This window comes from Streptomyces sp. S.PNR 29, assembly GCF_030386795.1.
Lineage (GTDB): Bacteria > Actinomycetota > Actinomycetes > Streptomycetales > Streptomycetaceae > Streptomyces.
This window is the reverse complement of the sequence record NZ_JANUQM010000002.1, coordinates 438,592-454,985: the sequence shown is the minus strand read 5'-3', so window position 1 is coordinate 454,985 and position 16,394 is coordinate 438,592. Positions and strand designations below refer to the sequence as shown.

General features: G+C 71.2%; 15 protein-coding genes and 1 riboswitch. Of the genes, 4 read left to right on the top strand and 11 right to left on the bottom strand.

Annotated features, from left to right (window positions below; genetic code table 11):
• The first annotated feature begins 21 nt into the window (after positions 1–21).
• Positions 22–1,263 carry a glycosyltransferase 87 family protein gene (locus tag NW895_RS06730; RefSeq protein WP_289934391.1) on the top strand — a complete coding sequence of 414 codons (1,242 nt, stop codon included), beginning with the start codon at positions 22–24 and terminating at the stop codon, positions 1,261–1,263.
• Here the strand turns inward: NW895_RS06730 and NW895_RS06725 are convergent.
• The gene (locus NW895_RS06725) at positions 1,221–2,546 is read right to left on the bottom strand and encodes an MATE family efflux transporter (RefSeq protein ID WP_289934390.1); all 1,326 of its coding nucleotides are present in this window, start codon (positions 2,544–2,546) and stop codon (positions 1,221–1,223) included. The genes NW895_RS06730 and NW895_RS06725 overlap by 43 nt on opposite strands.
• An 89-nt stretch (positions 2,547–2,635) precedes the next feature.
• Here NW895_RS06725 and NW895_RS06720 point away from each other — a divergent pair, with 89 nt between their 5' ends.
• Positions 2,636–3,220, top strand: coding sequence for a PadR family transcriptional regulator (locus NW895_RS06720; protein WP_289934389.1), 585 nt, complete (start codon positions 2,636–2,638; stop codon positions 3,218–3,220).
• 1 nt (position 3,221) lies between these two features.
• On the opposite strand, the gene NW895_RS06715 is transcribed toward NW895_RS06720, so the two are convergent.
• The 5 genes from NW895_RS06715 to NW895_RS06695 form a co-directional block, all read right to left on the bottom strand.
• The gene (locus tag NW895_RS06715) at positions 3,222–4,406 is read right to left on the bottom strand and encodes a hypothetical protein (RefSeq protein WP_289934388.1); all 1,185 of its coding nucleotides are present in this window, start codon (positions 4,404–4,406) and stop codon (positions 3,222–3,224) included.
• A 34-nt stretch (positions 4,407–4,440) separates the two neighbouring features.
• The gene (locus NW895_RS06710) at positions 4,441–5,454 is read right to left on the bottom strand and encodes a C40 family peptidase (protein ID WP_289934387.1); all 1,014 of its coding nucleotides are present in this window, start codon (positions 5,452–5,454) and stop codon (positions 4,441–4,443) included.
• Between the two features lie 251 nt (positions 5,455–5,705).
• Positions 5,706–6,743 (bottom strand): NlpC/P60 family protein, encoded by a 1,038-nt coding sequence (locus NW895_RS06705; protein ID WP_289934386.1) that lies wholly within the window; start codon positions 6,741–6,743, stop codon positions 5,706–5,708.
• Between the two features lie 278 nt (positions 6,744–7,021).
• Positions 7,022–8,371, bottom strand: a complete 1,350-nt coding sequence (locus NW895_RS06700; protein ID WP_289934385.1) for an NYN domain-containing protein — start codon at positions 8,369–8,371, stop codon at positions 7,022–7,024.
• 37 nt (positions 8,372–8,408) lie between these two features.
• Complete coding sequence (locus NW895_RS06695) at positions 8,409–8,648, bottom strand: hypothetical protein (protein WP_067392653.1); 240 nt, start codon at positions 8,646–8,648, stop codon at positions 8,409–8,411.
• 156 nt (positions 8,649–8,804) lie between these two features.
• Here NW895_RS06695 and NW895_RS06690 point away from each other — a divergent pair, with 156 nt between their 5' ends.
• A complete protein-coding gene (locus NW895_RS06690; RefSeq protein ID WP_289934384.1) occupies positions 8,805–9,548 on the top strand; it encodes a rhomboid family intramembrane serine protease in 744 nt (247 codons plus the stop codon).
• Positions 9,545–9,826, top strand: coding sequence for an Lrp/AsnC ligand binding domain-containing protein (locus NW895_RS06685; RefSeq protein ID WP_110627675.1), 282 nt, complete (start codon positions 9,545–9,547; stop codon positions 9,824–9,826). Before NW895_RS06690 ends, NW895_RS06685 begins: the two co-directional genes overlap by 4 nt.
• 89 nt (positions 9,827–9,915) lie before the next feature.
• On the opposite strand, the gene NW895_RS06680 is transcribed toward NW895_RS06685, so the two are convergent.
• From NW895_RS06680 to NW895_RS06660, 5 genes are all read right to left on the bottom strand, one after another.
• Complete coding sequence (locus tag NW895_RS06680; protein WP_289934382.1) at positions 9,916–11,295, bottom strand: aminotransferase class V-fold PLP-dependent enzyme; 1,380 nt, start codon at positions 11,293–11,295, stop codon at positions 9,916–9,918.
• 179 nt (positions 11,296–11,474) lie between these two features.
• A riboswitch (SAM riboswitch) is annotated at positions 11,475–11,591 on the bottom strand.
• Positions 11,592–11,674: 83 nt separating this feature from the next.
• Positions 11,675–12,739 (bottom strand): anthranilate phosphoribosyltransferase, encoded by a 1,065-nt coding sequence (gene trpD / locus NW895_RS06675; RefSeq protein WP_289934381.1) that lies wholly within the window; start codon positions 12,737–12,739, stop codon positions 11,675–11,677.
• A gap of 130 nt (positions 12,740–12,869) precedes the next feature.
• Positions 12,870–14,507, bottom strand: coding sequence for a cytochrome bc complex cytochrome b subunit (locus NW895_RS06670; protein WP_289934380.1), 1,638 nt, complete (start codon positions 14,505–14,507; stop codon positions 12,870–12,872).
• Positions 14,504–15,559: a Rieske 2Fe-2S domain-containing protein gene (locus NW895_RS06665; RefSeq protein WP_289934379.1), complete on the bottom strand. Its 1,056-nt coding sequence runs from the start codon at positions 15,557–15,559 to the stop codon at positions 14,504–14,506. The genes NW895_RS06670 and NW895_RS06665 overlap by 4 nt, the downstream gene beginning before the upstream one ends.
• Complete coding sequence (locus NW895_RS06660) at positions 15,556–16,365, bottom strand: c-type cytochrome (RefSeq protein ID WP_289934378.1); 810 nt, start codon at positions 16,363–16,365, stop codon at positions 15,556–15,558. Before NW895_RS06660 ends, NW895_RS06665 begins: the two co-directional genes overlap by 4 nt.
• Between the last annotated feature and the right edge of the window lie 29 nt (positions 16,366–16,394).

The window sequence follows — 16,394 nt, the reverse complement described above, 5'->3', positions numbered from 1 at the left end:
ACGCGGACGGGCAGGGATCACGTGAAGACGACGGGCGCGAGGTGGTCTCTGGCATTGCCGCTGGGGGTCTGGGGCGCGACACGGCTGATGCTGCTGCTGTTCGTGCTCAAGGTGTACGTCTTCCCGGGCCCGGACGTCACCAGCGACGTCTCCGTGATCTACCAGGGCTGGTACGAGGTGCTGCGCACCGGAACGTTCCCGCTCGACGACGTCACCTGGCAGTACCCGCCCGCCGCCGCCCTGGCGATCCTCTCCCCCGGCCTGCTGCCGTTCCTCGACTACACGACGGCCTTCTTCGTCCTCGCCTGCGTCGCCGACCTGGCCACCCTCGCCCTGCTGCTGTACGCGGGCCGGCGCCCGGGCGCCACGCTGCGCGGGGCCTGGGTGTGGGTGGCCGGCGTCCCGCTGCTCGGGCCGACGGTGTACGCGCGCTACGACGTGATGGTCACCGCGGTGGCGGTGGCCGCGCTGCTCGCGGGCGCCCGGCACCCCCGGGTGATGGGGGCGCTGGCGGGCTTCGGGGCGCTGCTGAAGGTGTGGCCGGTGCTGCTGCTGGTCGGCGTCCGCAGGCGCACCAGCTGGATCGCGGCGGCGGTGACCGGCGTGGTGGTGGCGGCGCTGTTCGCCCTCGCCATGCCCGGCGCGTTCGCCTTCCTGACCTTCCAGCGCGACCGGGGCACCGAGGTGGAGTCGCTGGGCTCCCTCGTCTTCCACGTGGCCCGGCACCACGGCTGGAACGGCCAGGTGCTGCTCAACTACGGCTCGGTCGAGTTCCTCGGCCCGCACGTGGACGTGGTGAGCACGGCAGCCCTCGCCCTGACGGGGATGGTCTTCGGCTGGCTGCTGGTGTGGCGTCTGATGGCCACCCGTTTCGAGGTGCACACGGCCGCGGACACGGCGTTGGTGGCGGTGCTGATGTTCACGGTCACCAGCCGGGTGATCAGCCCCCAGTACATGGTGTGGCTGGTCGGCCTGGCGGCGGTCTGCCTGTGCTTCCGGGAGAGCCGGATGCGCCGGCCCGTCGCACTGGTCCTGGTGGCGTGCTTCGCGACGGTGCTGGAGTTCCCGGTCTATTTCGGCAACGTGATCGCGAGCGACGGGCTCGGCGTCACCCTCCTGTTCGTCCGCAACGGCCTGCTGGTGGCCGCCACGCTCATCGCGGCCCGCGCACTGTGGCGCGCGACGGTACCCGGCAGGACGGCCCCGCGCACCATGCCCCCTCAGGCGGAGGCCCTCACCAGCGAGACCCCGGTGTCCTCGTGACGCCGGGCCCGCCGGAAGAGCACGAGCAGCGCCCCGCACTGCACTGCCATGGCCAGCGCCAGCGCCAGGCAGACCCCCGGCAGGCCGAGCCCTGACAGCCCGTACGCGAGCGGCAGCTGGACCGCGGTGCCGAGGACCGTCACACGCAGCACGGCCGGCGCTCCCCCGCTGCCCTCGAAGACCCCGCCGAGCGCGATGAAGCAGCTCATCAGCAGCAGGTAGGGCCCGACGCCGCGCAGGAACAGCACACAGTCGTGGCCGACACCGGGCCCCGCGCCGAAGACGGCCGGCAGCCAGGGAGCCGCGACACCGAGCAGCACAGCCGCCGCGAGCGCCACAGTCCCGGACACGATCAGCGCCTGCCGCCCGATCACGCGCCGCTCGTCCCGCCCCGCGCCGCGCGTGTGCGCCGTGTGGATCGAGGCGGCCTGCCGCACGGCGTAGAAGGCCATGGTGGCGACGTACATGACCTTGTAGGCGATCGCGTACGCGGCTACCGCCGTCACCCCGAGCCGCGCCACGATCGCCACGAGGGCCAGCGCGCCGGCCTGCCGCACGGTGAAGTCGGCGGACATGGGCAGCCCGGTGCGCAGGGTGCGCCGCAGTGCGGCGCCGACCGGTTCGGCAGGACGTGCCCGGGTGGCCGTCCGCAGCAGCGCGTTGCGCCGCAGCGCCACGAGACCCGCCGCCAGGGCCACGCACCGGCACAGCACGGTGGAGGCGGCGGCGCCCCGCACGCCGTAGCGGTCGATGAGGAACGGGTCGCAGACCAGGATCAGCCCGCCCGTCAGCAGGGCGAGCCGCATCGGCGTCCTGGTGTCGCCGGCGCCCTTGAGGATCCCGTCGACGAGATTCTGGGCGAAGAAGACGGCCATGCCCGGCATGGAGATCGCGAAGTAGGCGGCTGCGAGCGGCAGCGCCGCACCGTCGTCCCCGCCGAGCACCAGCCGGGCCAGCGGTTCGCGCAGCAGCACTCCGCCGACCACGACCACCGGCGTGACCAGGGCGAACACCGCCCAGCCGCCGCGCACGGCGGCCCGTACGGCCCCCGGATCCCGGGCGCCCCTGGCGTGTGCGACCAGCACCGTCGTACCGGAGCCGAAGACCAGGGCGACGCCGAGCAGCACGTTCTCGGTGTTGGTCGCGACGGCCACGGCGGCCACGGCCGGGCCGCCCAGCCGGGAGACCCAGACGGTGTTGATGATCCCGGCGGCGACGGAGGCCAGGAGCGAGAAGTAGACGGGGCGGGCAAGGGCTATGAGCTGCTGACGGTGGGCGTTCACCACAACCTCCTCATCGGGTACCTCGTTTCGAGGTAGCTCGACAAGAGGTAGCATGCGGAGAGCACCCCCGCAAGGAGGAACCGGTCCGCATGCTGGAGCTGTCGATCCTGGGCTTCCTGGCCGAAGAGCCGTTGCACGGTTACGAGTTGAAGGAGCGCATCAAGGCGCTCACCGGTCATGTCCGCCCGGTCAGCGACGGGGCGCTCTACCCGGCGATCACCCGTCTCCTCGCGGCGGGCAAGCTCGACCAGCACTCGGAGCCGGGCGCGAGCGCGGCTCCGCGGCGCGTGCTGTCGCTCACCGACGCCGGCCGTGAGGACCTGCTGGAACGGCTGCGGCACCCCAAACAGGCCGAGATCACCGACCAGGTCCGCTTCAACACCGTGCTGGCGTTCCTGCGCCACCTCCCCGACCGGGGGGATCAGGCTGCCGTGCTGCGCCGCCGCCTGGAGTTCCTCCAGACGCCCTCCAGCTTCTTCTACGCGGACGGTGCTCCGGTGCGGGCGGAGGAGGCGGAGGACCTGTTCCGGCAGGGCATGCTGCGGGTGGCGCGGGCGACGGGCGAGGCGGAGCGAGCGTGGCTGACGGAGGCCATCGGCCAACTGGAAAAGAGCGACGGGCTGGAAGCGAGCGACCGGCTGGAAAAGAGCGACCGGCTGGACGACAGCGGGTGACTCAGCCCAGCCGGGCCCGCAGGTAGGCGCGCCACTGCTCGGTGAAGGCCTCCGGCGTCGTCCCGAGCACCCGCCGCATCGCGTCCCGCACCGCTCCCGCCCTCTCCTTGTGCTCGCCCACGGCCCGGTAGAACTCCCCCAGCCGCGCATCGCCCCACCGGTCGGCGATCATCCGGCACGCCATCCAGCCGCCCTCGTAGGCCTCGGCCAGCGCGGTCGCGTCCCTGGCGAAGCCGAAGTCCTTGTCCTCCGGCAGCGCCCGGGGCACCCGGCCCTCGCCCACCGAGCCGGACAGCTCCGGCGCGGCCTGGGACGGGGTGCGTCCGGTGCCGCGGTAGCCGACCCAGTCGGCGTAGCCCTCGGACAGCCACAGCGGGGTGGCGGGGCCGGTGTGGGCGCGGGTGGCGACGTGGGTGGTCTCGTGGGTGAGGACGACCTGCCGGCCCAGGGCGCCGAGCATGCCGTACGCGTCGGGGTTGACGACGATCCGGTCGGCCGGTGCCCGTCCGCCCACCTCGCCGGTGGTGACGGCGGCGATCCCGCGGTAGGAGGAGGCGGGCGAGCCGAGCAGCCCCGCCATGCCCTCCAGCGACCTCGGGACGAGCACCACGACGCGCCGGCTCCAGTCCGTGCCCCACGCCTGCGACACGGCCGGCACCGCCCGGTCCGCCAGGTCCGCGTAGCGGTGCAGCGCCTGGCCCGACTGCCCGACCCCGAGGACGATGCCGTGCGCGCCGCGCACGACGACCACCTCGCCCTGGTCCCACAGCTGCTGGGCGGACTTCGCGGCGGGCCGGTCGGAGTCGACGGACCACCGCCCGTCCGCGTCCCGGCTCAGGCTCAGCGTGCGGTCGGCGCTGACCGGGGCCCGGTCGTACCCCCGGACGCGGTAGCGCAGTTCGGCGTCGGCGGTGGCGTGGTCGCCGGTGCGGTGCAGGTCGGTCAGGCGGTACGACCAGGCGGCGAGCGGCACCGCGCGCAGGTTCTCGAACCAGCTCAGCGCGCCGGTCCGCTCGAACGCCGCCCGGTCGCGGTCGAGAACGGCGCCCGCCCGCCGGTCCAGCACCCGCTGCACATCGGTCCGCGCGGAGTCGGCGGCCGGCCGTCCACCGCAGGCCACCAGCGCGACGAGCAGCAGCACGAGCGCCACGACTCCGCATTCCGACACCCGCCCGCGTCCAGCCACGGTCCCGATCGTACGGGCGGACCCGGCGCGCGCGTCAGACCCTGGTGACCGTCGCTCCCGGCATCATCCCGACCGGGTCGTAGCGCACGGGTGCGCCGGGGTAGGGGGCGTGGATGACCTGGCCGTTGCCCATGTACATCGCGACATGGCTGGCGTCGCCGCGGTAGGTGACCAGGTCGCCGGGCTGTGCCTGGGAGAGCGGGATCTGCCGGCCGGCGTACCGCTGGGCCTGCGAGGTGCGGGGGATGGCGACCCCGGCCTGCGCGTACGACCACTGCATCAGGCCCGAACAGTCGAACCCGCCGGGCCCGTTGGCGCCCCAGACGTAGGGCCTGCCGAGCGCGGAGCGGGCGGCGGCGACGGCCGCGGCCGCGCGGTCCGAGGCGGGGACGGCGCCCCCGAAGCCGGGCATGCCGGTGCGGCCGGAGCGGGAGGCGCGGTCGTAGGCGGCGCGCTCGGCTTCCGGCAGGGAGTTGAGCAGCCGGCGGGCCTTGGCGAGTTTCCGCTCCACGCTCTTCCTGTGGGCGGCGACCTCCTTGCGGCTCCTGTTGAGTTCGGAGAGCTTGCCCGCGGCCTCCTCGCGGTCCTGGGCGAGGTCCCTCATGGCTCTCTGCAGGTCCCGCAGTGCGTCGGCCTGGTGGGCGCTGATCCGGTCGAGGACGGAGGCCTTGTCGAGGTAGTCCTCCGGGTCGTCGGCGAACAGCAGCGCGAGGGTGGGGTCGAGTCCGCCGGAGCGGTACTGGGCGCCGGCGAGTGAACCGAGCGCCTCCCGCAGGGTGTTGATGCGTTCCTGCCGGCGGGCGATGCCGTCCTGTGCGGTGCCCACCTGCTCGCGCAGCGCGTCGGCGCGCTCGTCGGCCCTGTTGTAGGCCTCGGTCGCCTTCTCTGCCTCCTCGTAGAGGCGGTCCACTTCGGCCCGTGTGTCGTCGTGCGGCGCGGCCAGGGCCGGTACGACGCCCAGGGCGGCGGCCGTTATCGACAGGACGGTGACCGCGACGCTGGCGCCCCGGTCGAACCCGGACGGTGCAAGGCGGCGATGGGACCCCACGGGAAGCCGCACTCCTTCCGCTGGCGGACACGGACGACTCCCCCGGCGCCGGGGCGCGGCACCGGGGGAAACGCGGCAGACAGTAGCCGCGTGACTGCGTTCCGGCCAAAGACGTCGGTATCCGCACAAAAGGGCGCCCCGCCGCTGAACACAGGTCATCGGCGGGGCGTGGGGTCAGTGTGCGTCCTCGCAATTCGCCCGTTCGGGCGGTACGGGGCAACCGATCCTGGAGGGTTCCCGGCGGGGTGGCGTCAGACGCGGACGCCGAACATGAACGGGCCGCCGATGGTGTCCATCGACTCGTAGCGGACGACCGTGCCGGTGCGCGGGGCGTGGATGATCTGGCCGTTGCCCGCGTACAGGCCCACGTGGTGCAGGTCGTTGAAGAAGAAGACCAGGTCGCCGACCTTGAGCTGGCTGACCGAGTAGATCTTCGTGCCGATCTGGGCCTGCGCCTCGGAGGTGCGCGGGATCTGGACGCCGGCCTGGGCGTACGCCCACGAGGTCAGGCCCGAGCAGTCGAAGGAGGACGGGCCGGTGGCGCCGTAGACGTAGGGCGAGCCGAGCTTGCTCTGGGCGGCGGCGTAGGCCGCGGCGGCGCGGCCGGAGGAGGCCGAGGAGGAGCCGAGGGCGTCGCGCTCGCTGTCGCGGCTGGCACGGGCCTGCTCGGCGGCGAGGGCGGCCTTCTCCTGGGCGGTGAGGCTGTTGAGCAGCTTCTGCGCGGCGGCGAGCTTGCCCTGGACTTCCTTCTTCTTCTTGCCCAGTTCGGTGCGGGTGGAGGCGAGGTCCTTGAGCTTCTCGGCCGCCTCGGCGCGCTCCTGGGCGAGTTCGCGCTGCTTCTCCTGGATCTTCTTCAGCGCCTCGACCTGCTGGCCGCTCAACTGGTCGAGCGTGGACGCCTTGTCGAGGTAGTCGTCCGGGTCCGAGGAGAGGAACAGCTGAAGGGAGGGGTCGATGCCGCCGGAGCGGTACTGGGCGCTGGCCATCGAACCGAGGCCGTCGCGCAGCTCGTTGAGCTCCTCCTGGCCGCGGGCGACGTTGTCCTGGATGGTGGAGATCTCCTTCTGGAGCTTCTCCTGCTTCTCCTTGGCCCCGTTGTACTTCTCGGTGGCCTGCTCCGCCTCTTCGTAGAGCTTGTCGACCTTGGCCTTGACCTCGTCCTTGCTCGGCTTCGCGGCCGGTGCCGCGTTGGCGGCCTGGGAACCCAGGGCGACGGCAGCGGCGGCCGCGGTGGTCAGCACGGTCACACGTGCACGGCTCGGCTGCTTGGGACGACGGTGGGACGCCACGGAGGCGAGCTCCTTCTTCCTCCAGCCGCCTACCGAACACACCGGTGGGCGGTCCCCTCCGCCGTCACTCACCCCTTATGAGCGAACACCCGAGCGGAGGTTCGGAGCAGGACCCTAGTGACCTCTCTGTGATCAGATCAAATCCTCAGCTGCAAAATCTCCCTCCGTGAGCACATTCTTTACACGGGACTCACGTGCCGTGAGGCAGGTTTGACTCAATGTTGTGCGAGGATCCCGTCAATCCGGGCAATTCGCCCCTGCCTTGCCGCTCGGACTCGCTAAGCCTTGGAGAGCCGCTTCAGCAGCACCGCCGACGCCACCGGCCGGGCGCCGGCGCGGGCCACCCCGTCGGCCACCTCGCGGTCGGTGGAGGCGACGATGACCGGCCTGCCGGGCGGCTCGGCGCGCACCAGCTGGCGGATCAACTCGTCGGCGGTGACGCCCGGTTTGGAGAACAGCACCCGCACCCCGCGCGGCGGCGCGAGCAGCACCGGAGCGGCCAGCTCCGCCCCGTCGAAGACACAGGTGACCTCGGCGTTCGTCTGCGCGGCGAGCTGCGAGAGCTGACCGAGCAGCCGCAGGCGCTGCTTCTCCAGCGGCATCTGCGGATAGCCGGTCTTGGTGACGTTGTAGCCGTCGACCACCAGATGGGCCTGCGGCAGTGCCAGGAGCTGGTCGAGGATGGCGGGGTCGTTTTCGGACAACGCCCGTGCGGCGATGTCCTTCGGCGTCATCCGCCCGGGCTCGACGGCGTCCACGGTCTCCGCGGGCCGCACCGACACCGGCGGCAGCGCGAGCTCCCGCCGCAGGCCCTGCGTCGCGTCCAGCAGGGTGTCCAGCAGCAGCCGTACGCGCATGTCCTCGACGCTGCGCCCCTCCCGCGCCGCCCTGCGCGCGGCCTCCAGGGCGGCCTCCGTCTCGCCGAGCCGCGCCCGCAGCCGCCGGGCCTCGCTCTCGGCGGCGGACACCTGGGCCTGCCCCTCGGCGCGGACGGCCTCGATCTCGCCCTGCACCTTCCGCAGGGCGGCCTCGCCGCGCTTGACGTCACTGAGGGCGGCCCGCAGCTTCCGGTGCAGCGATTCCGCTTCCTTCCTGGCCGATTCCAGCTCGGTGCGCAGCCGCTCGGTCTCGGCCTTGGTGTGCTCCCGGGCCTGGGCCAGCTCGGTGCGCAGCCGCTCCAGCTCGGCCCGGTTCTCCTCGTCGGCGCGCTCGGCGTCCGCGCGCTGGGCCTCCTCGCCGGCCGCGGCCACCAGCTTCACCCAGCCGGTCGGCCGCAGAACATAGGCCGCGGCCGCCACGTCGAGCGGGTCCGCGGCCGGGGGCGGGGAGCCGGAGTCGAGGGCGCCGGCCAGTTCCGGCTGGGCCTCTCTGAGCTTCTCGCCGATGCGCTGCCGGAACAGCGGGTCGGTCTCCAGCGCCGCGGCCATCGCGTTGCCCGCGAACTTGGCGCGGCGGTTCGGGGCGAAGCGGGCGTACTGCCGCAGCTGGGTGGGCAGTTCGGCGACGGTCAGCCCGCCGAAGCCGTCGGACACGATCTGCACGACCCTGCGGCGCACGCCGTCGGGCAGCGGACGGTCGAGCACCTCAGCGGCGCCGTCGCCCGGCCCCCCGCCTGCGGTCTCCACCATCCGTCACACCCCAATGCCTGTGCGGGGCCCGCTCCCGTCAGGAGCCGGCGCCCGGCCTGTCCACGAGTTCCACCTGGTCCACGGCGTTGCACCAGCGGCACCGCACCGACTCGATCGTCTCACTGAGCACCTCGCGCTCCTCCACCGTCGGCTCTCCGGCGAGATCGAGGTGCACGTACTCGACGACCTTCGACGAGCGGGTCACGTCGAAGCGGGTGAGGTTGCCACAGAGAGTGCAGCGCCACCGCGTCGTGGCGGTCGGCAGAGGAACCGTCATCGTGACTGTTCGCTTTCTTCCAGTGTCGGTGATGCACCGGCTTCCCCGGTGCTTGTGGCTCGTAACCCTACGGCCTGGCGGGTCCTCGCCGCCCGTCCGTCCATGGCGGCGAGGCGGTCTGTGCGCATGCGCCCGGTTACGTCATGCTCTGTGTTCATGATCCGCAACTGGAGCACGGCGGTCGGCAGGACGGTCAGCACGGTCCGGGGCTCGTCGGCGCCGGTGACGTACTCGCTGATCGCCCTGTGCTGCCTGATCTTCGTGATCGGCCCGGCGGCGGGCCTCGGCCCGGCGTACGGCTCCGGCGACGCGCTGCTCGCCGCGCAGCGGGCCTACTTCCGGCACTGGGGCGTGATCCCCGCAGAACTGTTCGAGGACTCCCCCCGTGCCGCTCTCACCCCCGGCACGGCCCTCTTCGTCCACGGCAGCTGGGTGCATCTGCTCGGCAACATGCTGTTCCTCTACGTCTTCGGGGCGATGACCGAGGAGCGCATGGGCCGGATCCAGTTCACCTTGTTCTACGTCGGCTGCGGCTACCTGGCCCTGCTGGGCTACGCGGCCGCCAACGCCGGCTCCGAGCAGTCGCTGGTCGGCGCCTCGGGGGCGATCTCGGCGATCCTCGGGGCGTTCCTGTACCTGTTCCCCCGCGCCCGGGTGACCAGTCTCCTGCCGTTCCTGTTCTTCCTGCCGCTGCGCTTCCCGGCCTGGATCGTGCTGCCGTTCTGGGCGGCCCTGCAGTGGCTGGCGGCCGGGCGGGCCGGCGAGGGCCCCGGGGTGGCGTACCTGGCCCACCTGGTGGGTTTCGGGCTGGGCTTCGTCTTCGCCTGGGTGCGGTTCGGCCCTGCGACTAGAGTGAACCCCGCCCCAGCGACGGCCCCCGAGGGAGAGAAACAGCCGTGATCACCGCGATCGTCCTCATCAAGACCAGCGTGGACCGGATCCCCGAGATCGCGGAGCGGATCGCCGCGCTGGAGAGCGTCAGCGAGGTCTTCTCCGTCACCGGCACCTACGACCTGATCGCCATGGTGCGGGTGAAGCAGCACGAGGACCTGGCGGAGGTCATCCCGGGCCGGATCAGCAAGATCCCGGGGGTGGAGGCGACGGACACGCACGTGGCGTTCCGCACGTACTCGCAGCATGACCTTGAGGCCGCTTTTGCCATCGGGCTGGACTCGTGATCGACGCCTGATCGTCTGCGGGGCGCGGAGCGTGTGCGACTGCCGCTCCGCTGTGGCTGGTCGCGCAGTTCCCGCGCCCCTGGGGCCGGTCAGCCCACCGCCGGGACGCAGCGGCCGTCCTCCGTGCGGTATCGCCACTTCGCGCCGTTCCGCACCAGCTCCTCCACGGCGTTGACGAAGCGCTCGACGTGTTCGTCGGGGGTCCCCGCGCCGAAGCTGACGCGGATGGCGTTGAGGGACTTCTCACCGGGCGCGGCCTCCGGGGAGCCGCACTCGCCCTGGGTCCCCGGGTCGCTGCCGAGCAGGGTGCGGACCAGCGGGTGGGCGCAGAACAGGCCGTCGCGGACGCCGATGCCGTACTCGGCGGACAGGGCGGCGGCGAAGTGCGAGCTGTTCCAGCCCTCGACGACGAAGGAGATCACGCCGACCCGCGGGGCGTCGTCCCCGAAGAGGGAGAGGACCCTGACCTCGGGGACCTCGGCGAGGCCCGCGCGGACCTTCTCGATCAGGTACTGCTCCCGGGCGACCAGCGTGTCGAACCCGGCCTCGGTGAGGGCCTTGCAGGCGGAGGCGATGGCGTAGGCGCCGATGACGTTGGGCGACCCGGCCTCGTGACGGGCGGCGGTGTCGTGCCACTCCACGTCCACGCCGCCGTCCGTGCGCCGGGTGACCTTGCGGCTGGCCCCGCCGCCCGCGAGGTACGGCTCGGCCTCGCGCAGCCAGTCGGCCCGGCCGGCGAGGACGCCGGAGCCGAACGGGGCGTACAGCTTGTGCCCGGAGAAGGCGACCCAGTCGACGTCGAGGTCCCGCACCGACACCGGGTGGTGCGGGGCGAGCTGGGCGGCGTCCAGCACGATCCGGGCGCCGTGTGCGTGGGCGGCGGCGGCCAGTTCGCGGATCGGCCACAGCTCGCCGGTGACGTTGGAGGCGCCGGTGACGCAGACGAGGGCCGGGCCGTGGCCCCCCTCGATCGGCACGGCGCGGTCGGCGAGGGCGCGCTCCAGCGTCTCCACGGCCTGGCGGGGACTGCCGGGGGCGTCGAGGTAGGTGACGTGGGCGCCGCGCCAGGGCAGCAGCGAGGCGTGGTGCTCGGTCTCGAAGACGAAGACCTGGCAGTCGGCCGGGAGCGCCGCGGCGAGCAGGTTGAGGGAGTCGGTGGTGGACCGGGTGAACACCACCTGGTCGTCGGCCCGGCAGCCGAGGAACTCCGCGACGGTCTTCCGGGCGTTCTCGAACAGGTCGGTGGACAGCTGCGAGAGGTATCCGGCACCGCGGTGCACACTGCCGTAGTACGGCGCGTACGCCGCCACGTCGTCCCACACGCGCTGCAGGGCCGGGGCGCTGGCGGCGTAGTCGAGCGCGGCGTAGGTGACCTCCCCGCCGGTGACGAGCGGGACGGTGACATCTCGTCCCAGAACGGGCAGAGGGGCACAAACGGACTGGGCGACGGCAGCGGTGGAGACGGACATGGGTGAACTCCCGTGGAAAGCAGGCGGATTCACCACGCGAGCGGCACAAGGCAGGCTCAGCGCGGGAAGGGAAAACGCGGGAAGGGAAAAGGGGATGCGGAGACGGGCGCGACAGGCCCTAGCGCATTCGCTTGTTCACGGAAGGCTCCTCGACGACCAGGACCCCTGGTTTCGTGAGGGGTCCGCGCTTGCCGTAGACCTCGCTGCCTACGGCCTGGTCTTCACCCGGGGCACCCCGCCACGGACGGAGGGTTGCCGGACAGCCGGCCGGGGCCTGATGACTGTCACTCATGACCTGGTCAGCATCTTGCCACACGATCTTCGACGCGCAAGGCGCAGTCCGCATCCTGGACTGCGCCTCGCGTCACCTCACATGGGCTCAGGCGTTGCTCGCGGCGACCCAGCGGTCCAGCGTCCGCTTCGCCGCCCCCGAGTCGATCGACTCCGCCGCCTTCTCCATACCGGCGCGGACCTGGTCCGCCAAGGGCCCGTCGCCGGGCTCCAGCGCCACCAGCGCCGCCGCCGAGTTCAGCAGTACGGCGTCCCGTACCGGGCCCGTCTCGCCGTCCAGCAGGCGGCGCGCGACCTCGGCGTTGTAGGTGGCGTCGGCGCCCCGCAGGGCCTCCACCGGCACCAGCTCCAGACCGACGTCCCGCGGATCGAAGCTCTCCTCCGTCACCTTGCCGTCGCGGACGACCCACACCCGGGAGGTGGCGGTGGTCGTCAGCTCGTCGAGGCCGTCGTCACCGCGGAACACCAGCGAGGAGCAGCCGCGCTCGGCGAAGACGCCCGCCATGATGGGCGCCATCCGCGGATCGGCGACGCCGACCGCCTGCGCCTTGACCTTCGCCGGGTTGGCGAGCGGGCCGAGGAAGTTGAAGACCGTCCGGACACCCAACTGCCCCCGCGCCGCCGCCACATGGCGCAGCGCCGGATGGAACTTCACCGCGAAGCAGAAGGTGATGCCGGCCTCGTCGGCGACCTCGGCGACCCGCTGCGGTGTCAGTTCCAGGTTGACGCCGAGCTTCTCCAGGACGTCCGAGGCTCCCGACGCGGACGACGCGGCCCGGTTGCCGTGCTTCACGACCCTCGCGCCCGTGCCGGCGACGACGATCGACGACATCGTGGAGATGTTCACCGTCTTCGCCCCGTCGCCGCCCGTGCCGACGATGTCCACCGTCGGCCCCGGCACCTCGATCACGTTGGCGTGCTCGTACAGCGCCCGCACACAGCCGGAGATCTCCTCCACGGTCTCGCCCTTGGCTCTGAGCGCCACCGCGAACCCGGCGATCTGCGCATCGGTCGCCTCGCCGCTCATGATCCGGCCCATCGCCCAGGCGGTGTCGTCCGCGGACAGGTCCCGGCCGTCCAGCAGACCGTTCAGCACCGCGGGCCAGGAACGGCCCGCCGCGGTGTCGCCTCCAGCGGGGATCACAGCGCTCATAAGCCGCTCCTGGGTCGTCGTAGGCACCTGACAAGCTGTTGCCCCAGCCTATCCAGGCCAGGACACGGCGAAGGGCCCCGTCCGCAGACCGGACGGGGCCCTTCGCCGTGGTGTGTGACGACAGTGGCGATCAGTGGTGGCCGTGGCCGCTGGTGATCTCCCTGTACTCCTCGACGGTCGGCTTCGGGATCTGGGCGTCCTCGCCGTAGTACGCCTTGCTGAGCTTGACGCGCAGCTTCTCGGAGCCCTTCACCTTGCGCTCGACGCCGTTCTCGTCGACCGTCGGGCCGATCTCGGCCGGCACGTACTGCTCGTGCGCGGTGAGCGTGTACATCTGCTCCTGGCTGAGCGGCTCGTGGACCTCGATGAACTCACCGTGCGGCAGGCGCTTGATGATGCCCGACTCGCGGCCGTGCAGCACCTTCTCCTTGTCCCGGCGCTGCAGGCCGAGGCAGATCCGCTTGGTGATGACGAACGCGATGACGGGGCCGGCGAAGAACCCGATACGGACGAACCAGGTGACCGCGTTGATCGACAGATGGAAGTGGGTGGCGATGATGTCGTTGCCACCACCGATCAGCATGATCATGTAGCCGGTGACCCAGGCGACGCCGAAGGCGGTCCGGGTCGGGGCGTTGCGCGGCCGGTCCAGGATGTGGTGCTCGCGCTTGTCCCCGGTCACCCAGGACTCGATGAACGGGTAGAGCGCGATCACGCCGAGGAAGAGCCCGAAGAGCACCAGCGGGATGAACACGCCCAGGACGAGCGTGTGACCCCAGAAGTTGATCTCCCAGCCGGGCATGGCCCGGACCAGGCCCTCGGCGAAGCCCATGTACCAGTCGGGCTGGGCGCCTGTGGAGACATGGTCGGGGCGGTAGGGGCCCATCGCCCAGATCGGGTTGACGGACGCGATGCCGGCGAGGGCGGCGATGAAGCCGAAGACCAGGAAGAAGAAGCCTCCGGCCTTGGCCATGTACACCGGCAGCAGCGGCATGCCGACGACGTTCTTGTTGGTCCGTCCGGGACCCGCGAACTGCGTGTGCTTGTGGTAGAAGACCAGGATCAGGTGGCCGACCACCAGACCGAGCATGATGCCCGGCAGCAGCAGGATGTGGATCGAGTAGAACCGGGCCACGAAGTCGTCGCCGGGGAACTCCCCGCCGAACAGGAACATCGAGATGTACGTACCGACGATCGGCACGGACAGGATCGCGCCCTGGGTGAAGCGGACACCGGTGCCGGAGAGCAGGTCGTCCGGGAGCGAGTAGCCGGTGAAGCCGGTGAACATGCCCAGGACGAACAGCAGGAAGCCGAACAGCCAGTTGATCTCACGCGGCTTGCGGAAGGCGCCGGTGAAGAAGACGCGCATCATGTGCACGAACATGCCGGCGAGGAAGATGATCGCCGCCCAGTGGTGGATCTGCCGGATGAGCAGACCGCCGCGGACGTCGAAGCTGATGTCCAGCGTCGACTTGTAGGCCTCGCTCATCAGCTGGCCCTGCAGCGGGACGTAACTGCCGTGGTACTCCACCTCGTTCATCGACGGGTGGAAGAACAGCGTCAGGTACACACCCGTGAGGATGATGATGAGGAAGCTGTAGAGGCAGATCTCGCCCAGCATGAAGGACCAGTGGTCCGGGAAGATCTTGCGCATGTTGGTCTTGGCCAGGGAGTAGATCCCGAGCCGACCGTCCGCCCAGTCGGCGACGCGCTCGCCGGCCGGTGCCTTCCCGCGAGCGCGGGACTGTGTGCTGTCGTTGGTGCTCATCCGCGCTCCCAGAATGCAGGACCGACGGGCTCTTCGAAGTCGCCGAGCGCTTCGAGGTAGCCCTCGTCGTTCACGCCGATACGCAGCTGCGGGAGGGCGTGACCGGCGGGACCGAAGATCACCCGGGCACCGTCGGAGAGGTCGAAGGTGGACTGGTGGCAGGGGCACAGCACGTGGTGCGTCTGCTGCTCGTACAGGGAGATCGGGCAACCGACGTGGGTGCAGATCTTCGAGTACGCCACGATGCCGTCGTGCGACCACTCGAGCTCGCGCTTGTCCTTGATGTCGTCCGGCTGGATCCGGACGATCATCAGGGCCGCCTTGGCGATCTCGTTCTGGAACCCGTGGTCGTGCTCCTCCAGGCCCTCGGGCTTGGCGAAGGTCAGCGAGCCGACGGCCACGTCCTCCGGCCGCAGCGGCTCGTCCGTGTTCATGTTGACGAGCAGCTTGCCCTTGGACCACAGCGTGTGGCGGAGCTTGGTCTCGGGCAGCGGGCCCAGGTCACGCAGCAGCACCACGCCGGAGAGCGGCACCATGGTGAGCGCGCCCAGCATCGTGTTGCGGATCAGCTTGCGGCGGCCGAGCGCGGACTCCTTGGCGCCCTGCCGGAAGTCCGCCATGACCTTGGCCTTGACCTCGGGGGAGGCCTCGATGGCGTGCCGGTCGTCGGCGATCTCCACGTCGGACATCAGGGTGCGGGCCCAGTGGACCGCGCCCGCGCCGATGGTGAACAGCGCGATGCCGAGCGTCACGCCGAGCGTGAAGTTCAGCGCGCTGATGTGGCCGAGGGGGAAGATGTAGACCGACTTGTCGACCGGGATCGCCACGAACGCGGCGATGAAGCCGATGGTGGCCAGCATCGAGACCGTGAACAGCAGGGCGACCGTGCGCTCGGACCGCTTGGCGGCCCGCTCGTCGATGTCCTGGATCCGGTGCTCGTGGGGCGGCAGACCCGGGTCGGCGAACGGGTTCTTCTCGTCCGCGACCTCTGCCGCTCCGTGCTCGTCCCGCTCAGCGGGCAGGTTCTCTTCTGGAATGTCTTGGCTACTCATGACTTCTTGGCCTTTGCGGTCCGAGCGGCGACCCACACTGCGACGACGATCAGTCCGCCCAGACCGAAGATCCAGCCGAACAGACCCTCACTGACCGGACCCAGTCCGCCCAGCTCCAGTCCACCGGGGCTCTCGGACTCGTCGCCGTTGACCGCGTTCAGGTACGCGATGATGTCCTTCTTGTTCTGCTCCGACAGCGTGGTGTCGGGGAAGGAGGGCATGTTCTGCGGGCCGGTCTGCATGGCCTCGTAGATGTGCTTCGGGTCGACGCCCTCGAGGCTCGGCGCGTACTTGCCGTGCGTCAGCGCGCCGCCCTTGCCGGTGAAGTTGTGGCACTGCGCGCAGTTGGTGCGGAACAGGTCACCGCCCTTGGCGATGTCCGCTCCCTCCGGGCTGAACTGGTCCTTCGTCGGGACGGACGGACCGGCGCCCAGCGACGCGATGTAGGCGGCGAGCTGGTCGATCTCCGCCTGGGAGTAGATGTTCTTCTTCCGCGGGACCTGCGCGCCCGGCTGCTGCGCCGGCATACGGCCGGTGCCCACCTGGAAGTCGACGGCCGCGGCGCCCACGCCCACCAGGCTCGGCCCGTCAGTGGTGCCCTGACCGCCGGTGCCGTGGCAGCTGGCGCAGCCGACCGAGTAGAGCTTCTTGCCCTCCTCGATGGTGAGGGACTGGGCGGTTGTGTCGGCCTGCGCCTCCTTGGTGGGCGCGAACACGGCGTACAGCCCCCCGCTGAATACCAGCGCGAGGAGTAGGACGACGAGTGCCGCCAGCGGGTGGCGTCGTCGTGCGGAGAGCTTTTTCACGGATTACCCCGGTGTCAGGATCTTCTGCG

Bases quoted from the DNA above. Each gene is read 5' to 3' on its own strand.
- NW895_RS06680 (WP_289934382.1), bottom strand. From the start codon at position 11,295: ATGTCCGTCTCCACCGCTGCCGTCGCCCAGTCCGTTTGTGCCCCTCTG.
- NW895_RS06695 (WP_067392653.1), bottom strand. From the start codon at position 8,648: ATGACGGTTCCTCTGCCGACCGCCACGACGCGGTGGCGCTGCACTCTC.
- NW895_RS06700 (WP_289934385.1), bottom strand. From the start codon at position 8,371: ATGGTGGAGACCGCAGGCGGGGGGCCGGGCGACGGCGCCGCTGAGGTG.
- NW895_RS06665 (WP_289934379.1), bottom strand. From the start codon at position 15,559: ATGAGTAGCCAAGACATTCCAGAAGAGAACCTGCCCGCTGAGCGGGAC.
- NW895_RS06720 (WP_289934389.1), top strand. From the start codon at position 2,636: ATGCTGGAGCTGTCGATCCTGGGCTTCCTGGCCGAAGAGCCGTTGCAC.
- NW895_RS06690 (WP_289934384.1), top strand. From the start codon at position 8,805: ATGATCCGCAACTGGAGCACGGCGGTCGGCAGGACGGTCAGCACGGTC.
- NW895_RS06670 (WP_289934380.1), bottom strand. From the start codon at position 14,507: ATGAGCACCAACGACAGCACACAGTCCCGCGCTCGCGGGAAGGCACCG.
- trpD (WP_289934381.1), bottom strand. From the start codon at position 12,739: ATGAGCGCTGTGATCCCCGCTGGAGGCGACACCGCGGCGGGCCGTTCC.